The organism is Roseateles sp. P5_E11 (assembly GCF_054049355.1).
In genome coordinates this window covers 1-7495 of the sequence record NZ_JBFUMO010000272.1, presented here as the reverse complement: position 1 = coordinate 7495, position 7495 = coordinate 1, and the positions used below count along the sequence as shown (strand labels likewise).

Here is a 7495-nt window from a genome sequence, read left to right as displayed (position 1 = left end):
GAGCCACTGGGGGTCGCGCAGCTTGTCCACCGGGTACAGGGAGCTGGCCTTCATGTTGTGCGGGAAGCCCAGCGAATGCCCCACCTCGTGCGTGACGACGAAAGCCACCAGGTCGCCCATGAGGTCATCCGGCAGCGGCAGCTTGCGGGCGCGCGGGTCCAGCGGGCCCACCTGCGTGACGTACCAGTCGCGCTGCAGCTGGACGATGTTGTGGAACATCACGATGTTGGCGTTCAGGATCTCGCCGCTGCGCGGGTCAGCCAGGTGCGGGCCGTAGGCATTGGCGGTGGGCGACGGCACCCAGCGGATGACGCTGTAGCGCACGTCCTCGGGGTCGAACTCCGGGTCTTCCTCGGGCGTGGGGAATGGCCGCGCCTGCACGGCGTTCTTGAAGCCCGCGGCCTCGAAGGCCTCGTTCCAGGCCTCGACGCCCTTCTTCACATAGGGCACCAGCGAGGTGGGCGTGGCCCTGTCGATGTACCAGACGATGGGCTTGACCGGCTCGCTCACCGCGGCGCCGGGGTCCTTCTTCTCCAGCCTCCAACGGGTGATCAGGCGCTCGCGCCGGACCTCGTGCGCGCCGGCGCCGAAGTCGGTGCGGCTGACGCTGAAGAAGCCCACGCGGTCGTCCAGCAGGCGCGGCATCATGGGCTGCTGGGGCAGTTGCACGATGCTGTAGGCCAGGTTGAGCGACACGCTGCGCGCCGCCTGCATCTGCGGCAGCACGGGCAGGCCCGGTATCGTGGGCATGGGCGTCGGCATGACGGTGTAGGTATGCACCGCGTCCACCCGCACGCTGCCGGGGAAGGCCTTGGTCTGCTCCACGTAGCTGCGGCTGCTGTCCACGCCGCCGCGCACCATGGCACGGGCGCTGAAATCGCCCACTTCGGAGTTGAACAGCCGCGTGACCTCAATCACCGGCGCGCCGTCCTTGCCGAAAKCCTCCACCGGAAACACCGCCAGGATGGCATCCCGCTGGGACAGGCGCACGGCGTCCGCGATCGGGCTGCCCGGCGCGCTCACCGCATCGTGCGACACGAGCTGCAGCATCACGCGGTTTTGCTTGAGCACGAAGCGCAGCACGTCCTGGTTGAGTGTGCGCCCCACATGATCCTGGCCCGCGGGCACGGCGGTGGCGTTGGCCACCATCAGCAGCGGCTGCTCCAGCAAGGCCTTGGGGATCTCGAAATAGAGCTTGTTCTTGAGGTTGTGGACGCGGAACAGGCCCTCCTGCGTCTTGGCCTCGGCCGTGATGACCTTGTCGAAGGGCTTGGGCTCGGTCACGTCGGGCGCCGTCGGGCGCGTTGCGCCAGCGGGCGCCGAGGCGCCGGAGGCCGGCGGAGCGGGGGGCGTTTGGGCGAAAGCCTGGCTAACGGCCAGAGCCAGCAGCAGGGCGGCTGACAGCGCCCGGCTTTGCGTCTTGTTTTTCATGGCATCCCTTGGGTCCGGCGCACCACAGCGCGCACGGTGGGCATCATAGGCAAGGGGCCGACGCGCTCACCAAGCCTTGAAGCGCCCCGTGACATGCAGCAGCGCCATGAACTGCAGCAGGCCGTCGTAGTAACGCCATTGGCCGGCGGGCGGCTCCAGCGCCCAGAGATCGTTGACGAAGCGCGCACCCAGCGGCTTGTCGACGAGCAGGGCTGCGACGGCATTGCTGGCCATCAGGCCCGTGGCGGCCTCGTCATTCAAGGGCTTGCCGTCCACCGTGTAGAGATGCGGATAGGGCTTGCCGTACTTGCCTTGTGAAGCAAAGAAGCCCAGCAGCTTGCGGCTCAAGCCCGCGGCGTCCGGGTTCTTGTCCCACCAGGCCTGGTCGACACTCCAGTTCACCGCCGTGCGGAAGGCGTCGTAGCGGAAGTCCTCATGGCCTTCATGCACGCGCGGGCGGCCGTCGAATTCGGCGTAGTCGGGCGTCAGGCCGGTCTTCGGATGGGCCGCCACGGAGAAGTAGGCGCGGCTGATCCCGGCGATCTCGGCCCAGCGCTCGCGGTCCTCGGGTTTGGCGGCGCGGCGGGCCCAGATCTCGTAGAAGGCGGGCAGGTGGTAGGACGGGTCGCTGAAGTCGGCCGCCTTGCCGATAGGCACGAAGACGACCTGGCCGCGCTCGGGCGAGAACATCGAGCGCACGCCGTCGACGATGCCGCCGTTCATCTGCTCCTTGTGCAGCATGGTGCTGAGCAAGGCCTGGGCCTGGGCGTTGTAGTCGTACAGGCCCTGGCCATTGCCCCAGCGGGCGGCCGCCATCAGCAGCGCCGTGGCGAAGTACTCCTCGCCGTCGGACGCGGGCACGGTGTCCTTGTCGCAGCCCTTGGGCCGGCATTGCCAGCGAAAGTAGCCGGCGCGCGGGCCCGTGCGGTAGCGCATGTGGGTTGCGGCCCAGTTCCACAGCGCGTCGAACTCCGCCTTGCGGCCCATCTGCACGGCAATCATCATCCCGTAGGACATGCCCTCGCTGCGCACATCGGCGTTGTTGACGTCCAGCACATAGGCGGCCGGGCCGTCAGGTGTGGCGGGCGCGGCGTAGACGACACGGTGTTCGGCGTCGCCCTCGAACAGCGACTGCCAGTAGCCGGCCAGCCTGGCGTCGATGTCGGCCTCGGTCACGCTGGGGCGGATCTCGCGCAGCAGGTTGCGGTAGTTGCCGGTATGTGCCGCGCCACGCGGCGGGAGGGTGACCGAGGCCAGCGGTGCCAGCACCAGCTTTTGCAGCACCGCGTTGTCATCGAGGCGCCAGACCTTGATGACATGGCGGCCGGGCTGCAGGCTGGCGAAGCGTGCGCTGAGCACAAAGCCGTTGTCCTTGACGGCCTGCGCCCAGTCCTTCTCGCCGCGGCTCAGCTCGGGGCCTGCAGTCGGCACCAGGTTCAGCTTGAGCTCCTGCGCCGGCAACTCGTCGACGGCCACGGCCAGGCGGATGCCGCCCGCATTGCGCGTGTCCAGCGTCGGCACCATGTGCAGGCTGAGCAGCGTGTCGCCGGCATGCGACGTGTCGACGTCGTACTCCAGCCGCACGCCATCGGCCAGCGTTGTCGGCGCGTGGCCTTGCGGCAAGGCCGTCACAGCGCCCAGGCCGTGGCCGAGGTTGGGGATGACCGTCCAGGTCAGGCCCTGGCCGTTGATGGCGCGGCTGAACCGAATCGCCTCCAGCGTGATCGCGTTCGACGGTTCTGCCGTGGCGCGCTCCAGCTGGCGTTGAACTTCGGCCGGATCGGCGCTGCCCGCCACGCGCTTCACCGCCGGCATGCTGTTCTTGTCCGGCTGCTGCCAGCTCGTGTAGCCGATATGGGTCTGCAGCATCATGCCGGCCCATTTGCCGTTCGCGAGGGCGTGGTACTGGTCGGCGATGGCCTGGTCGCGCTGGAAAGCGGCCTCGGCGCGGTCGGCAAAGACATTGGCGCGTGCGTCACCCGCCGCAGCCAGCTTGCGGTTCCATGCCGCCGCATAGTGCAGCCGGTAGAGGTTGGCCATCGCCAGCACGGGGTGCTCGATCAGCTGGAAGTAGGCGTCGAGCTGGTCGGCCTTCAGCCCCGCCTTGACCTTCGCCACGCGCGCTTCCAGCACCTCCCATTCGGCGACGCGGCGGCCGAAGTCGCCGCCATCCAGCGCATCGGGCGAGGCGTTGCCGAGACGGAAGCTGCCCGCATCGACGAGCTCAGGCTTGCGCCGTGCCGCATACTGGCTGTAGCGAGTGACCAGCTCACCGATCTCCGCGGCTTGAGCGCCGCCGAAGGTCCGCGCCGCCCAGTCGCGCGGGTAGGCCGACAACGCCGCCGGCGTCATGCGCGCGGGCGACCAGGCCATGTCGAGGAAGAAGCTGATCGGGAACTCCATCGGCTTGATGTCGCCGACGTTGACGATCCACAGCGCGTCCGCTCCGCGCTCGTGGGCCAGGTTCATCTGCTGCCAGGTCTTCTCGATCTGGTTGGTATTGAGCCACTTGTAGTTGCGCGGCCCGCCCACGTAGTCGAAGTGGTAGTACACGCCGTAGCCGCCCTTGCGGTCGAGGTCTTTCACCGGCAGGCGGCGGATCTGGCCCCAGTTGTCGTCGGCAAACAGCAGCAGCACGTCGTCGGGCACCTGCATACCCTTGTCGTAGTAGTCCTGCACCTCCTTGTAGAGGGCCCACATCTGCGGCGTCTTCTCGGCCGGCTGGCCGGTCACGTCGGCAATGATCTTGCGCTGGTCGCGCACGACGCTTTCGAGCAATGCGGTGGCCGTGCCCTCGCTCATCGGCTCGTCGCCGTCGCCGCGCATGCCCACGGTGACGAGGGTGTCGAAGGCCTTGCCGCCGGGCCGGCCCATCGTGCGCTGGATGCCGCCGCGCCAGAACTCGCGCAGCTGCTCGGGGTTCTTCGCGTAGTCCCAGGCGCCGCCCTTGGAGCGCGCCCATTCGTCATGAGCCCGCGACATCGGCTCGTGGTGGGAGGTGCCCATGACGACGCCCATCTCGTCGGCCAGCACCATGTTCCTCGGGTCGTCGGCATTGAAGGCGCGCGGCGCCCACATGGCCGGCCACAGGTAGTTGCCGCGCAGGCGCAGGATCAGCTCGAAGACATGGGCATAGAAGGCCGAGTTGGCGCCGCCGAACCTGGCCTGCGCCCAGGTGCTCAGCGCCGGCGCCTCGTCGTTGATGAAGATGCCGCGGTACTTGACCTGGGGCTGGTCGTCACGGGCGCCCGCGGTGACGAAGACATCGGTCTTCTTTTCCACCGGCACGTCCGCCCACCAGGCCCAGGGACTGACGCCCATGCGGGCCGACAGGTCGTAGGTGCCGAAGACCGCGCCGCGGCGGTCCGAACCGACGATGACGAGGGCACGGGCGATGCCCGGCCAGGGCTGCTCGACGACCACCTGGCGGTAGGCCTCCCAGCGGCCCTTGAGCCCGTCGAGCTTGAGCTTGCGGCGGGCGACGAGATCGTCCAGCATGGGGCTGCGCCCCAGCTCGCCGATGACCACGATTTCGCCGCGCGCGTCGGCGATACGGTTCAGCAGCGCTGCCGGCTTGCCCGACACGCGCTCCAGGTCCGCCGCGAAGTTGCGGCTCGCATGCTGGAGCGCCGGATCGGCCGCAGCATCGACAACAACGCCAGCCGCCTGGCCCGCCTTCACCAGTGCCAGCGCGCGACCGGGGTCGCGCGCGCAGACCGACACGGGTGCGTCGCAAGCCAGGGCGGGCACGCAAACACCAGCCGCGACCAGCAGCCCCGCGAGGATTTTCAAAACACGACGAATCACCGCTAGTCTCCACGCCCGGCGTCCTGGCACGGGACGCTCTTTGGCCATTGATGTTTACGCAATCAGTTTTAAAGCACAAAGATGATCGCGGGGGCTGATCGGGATTTTCCCTGGTATCTCAGCCCACTTCTGCCTGATGCACGCCGCCATGATGAATTCCATAAAGGCGCGCTTCAGCCTATTTATGGTAGCGTAACCTTTTCGAAGCCGCCCGCACTGCCCACGTCCAGCAGGCCACGATTCATGATCCACAACCCCGTGCTGCCCGGCTTCAATCCGGACCCCTCCTTCTGCCGCGTCGGCGATGACTTCTACATCGCAACCTCCACCTTCGAGTGGTACCCCGGCGTGCAGATTCACCATTCGCGCGACCTCGTCAATTGGACGCTGGTGACGCGCCCGCTGAACCGCAAGAGCCAGCTCGACATGCGCGGCAACCCGGACTCCTGCGGCATCTGGGCGCCCTGCCTGTCCTACGCGGACGGCCTGTTCTGGCTGGTCTACACCGATGTGAAGCGCTTCGAGGGTAACTTCAAGGATGCGCACAACTACATCGTCACGGCGCCCAGCATCGAGGGCCCCTGGAGCGACCCGGTCTACGTGAACTCGTCGGGCTTCGATCCCTCTCTCTTCCACGATGAAGATGGCCGCAAGTGGTTCCTGAACATGCTGTGGGACCACCGCACCGGCTCCATCGGCGGCCAGCCCAAGGCCTCCGCATTCGCCGGCATCCTGCTGCAGGAATGGGACGCCGAACGCCGCCAGCTCGTCGGGTCGGTTACCAACATCTACCGCGGCACGCCGCTGGGCCTGGTCGAAGGGCCGCACCTCTTCAAGCGCCAGGGCTGGTACTACCTGATGACGGCCGAGGGCGGCACCGGCTACGGCCACGCGGTGACGCTGGCGCGTTCGCGCGCGCTGCATGGCCCCTACGAGACCCACTCCCAGCGGCACGTCGTCAGCAGCAAGGACGCACCCGACGCGCCGCTGCAGCGCGCCGGCCACGGCCAGGTCGTGCAGTTGGCCGACGGCAGCGTCTACCTCGCCCACCTCTGCGGCCGGCCGCTGCCGGGCACGCGGCGCTCGCCGCGCGGCCGCGAGACGGCCATCCAACGTTGCGTCTGGGGTGAGGACGACTGGCTCTACCTCGCCGACGGCGGCATGGTGCCGGCCGTCGAGGTGGCTGCGCCCACTGATGCGCAGCCGCTGCCGCGCGAAGCCGTGCGGCGCAGCTTCGTCAACTGCCCGCGCCTGCCGCAGGAATTCCAGTGGCTGCGCACGCCCGAGCCTGACCGGCTGTTCACGCTCACCGGCGGCGCACTGCGGCTGACCGGGCGCGAGTCGGTGGGCAGCTGGTTTGAGCAAAGCCTGGTGGCGCGGCGCCAGGAGGATGCCGGCTTGCGCGCCGAGACGACGGTGGCGGCTTTTTCTCCCGACACCTACCAACAGGCCGCGGGCCTGACCCATTACTACAACCGCCACAAGTTCCACGCCCTCCTCATCACCTGGGCGGACGGGCTGGGCCGCGTGCTGAGCATCCTGTCCTGCCCCGGCGATTGGCCGGACAACCGGTTGCAGTTCCCCCTCGGCGAACCCGTGCCTTTGCCCGCCGAGGGCCCCGTGCAACTCGCTGCCGACATCGACGGCCCGCATCTGCAGTTCCTCGCCGACTGGGGCCAGGGCTGGCAGCCCGTGGGGCCGGTGCTGGACGCCAGCGTCATCTCCGACGAAGGCGGCCGCGCCGAGCATGCCTCCTTCACCGGCGCCTTCATCGGCATGCTGGCCTTCGACACCAGCGGCCGCGCCCGAACGGCTGACTTCACCCGCTTCGACTACCTGCCTCGATGAGCACCCAGGGTTCAGCAGCCGATCCCGCGGTCTTCACGCTCGGCACGGCTGGCGGCCTGCAGATCCAGGTCAGCGATTTCGGTGCGTGCTGGCTGTCCTGCCTCGCGCCCATGCCGGATGGCAGTCGGCGTGAGGTCGTGCTCGGGCACGCGATGCCGGCCGATCACCTGCGCGAGCCCGGCTTCTTTGGCGCCATCGTCGGCCGCTATGCCAACCGCATCGGCGGCGCCGCCATCACGCTGGACGGGCGCGCGCATCGGCTCGTCGCCAACGAGGGCGAGAACCAGCTGCACGGCGGTCCGGATGGCTTCGACCGCCGCAGCTGGACGGTCGTCGACCACGGTACGCACCACCTGCGCCTGGCCCTGCATTCGCCCGATGGCGACCAGGGCTACCCCGGTTCACTGAG

At 68.5% G+C, this 7495-nt stretch carries 4 protein-coding genes; 2 read left to right on the top strand and 2 right to left on the bottom strand.

All coding sequences use genetic code 11. The features are described from left to right. Both ACXJKR_RS18830 and ACXJKR_RS18825 read right to left on the bottom strand, forming a co-directional pair. On the bottom strand, positions 1–1431 hold a 1431-nt coding region (locus ACXJKR_RS18830; protein WP_457324110.1), incomplete at its 3' end, for a zinc-dependent metalloprotease. A 66-nt stretch (positions 1432–1497) separates the two neighbouring features. Continuing rightward, positions 1498–5238, bottom strand: coding sequence for a glycosyl hydrolase family 8 (locus tag ACXJKR_RS18825; protein WP_457324109.1), 3741 nt, complete (start codon positions 5236–5238; stop codon positions 1498–1500). A gap of 243 nt (positions 5239–5481) precedes the next feature. On the opposite strand from ACXJKR_RS18825, the gene ACXJKR_RS18820 reads away from it, so the two are divergent. Both ACXJKR_RS18820 and ACXJKR_RS18815 read left to right on the top strand, forming a co-directional pair. Further along, positions 5482–7086 carry a glycoside hydrolase family 43 protein gene (locus tag ACXJKR_RS18820; protein WP_457324108.1) on the top strand — a complete coding sequence of 535 codons (1605 nt, stop codon included), beginning with the start codon at positions 5482–5484 and terminating at the stop codon, positions 7084–7086. Beyond that, positions 7083–7495, top strand: a 413-nt coding sequence (locus ACXJKR_RS18815; protein ID WP_457324107.1) for an aldose epimerase family protein, incomplete at its 3' end; no start/stop codon positions are given. The genes ACXJKR_RS18820 and ACXJKR_RS18815, both read left to right, overlap by 4 nt.

Coding starts and splice junctions, on each gene's coding strand:
- ACXJKR_RS18820 (WP_457324108.1), top strand. CDS start 5,482: ATGATCCACAACCCCGTGCTGCCCGGCTTCAATCCGGACCCCTCCTTC.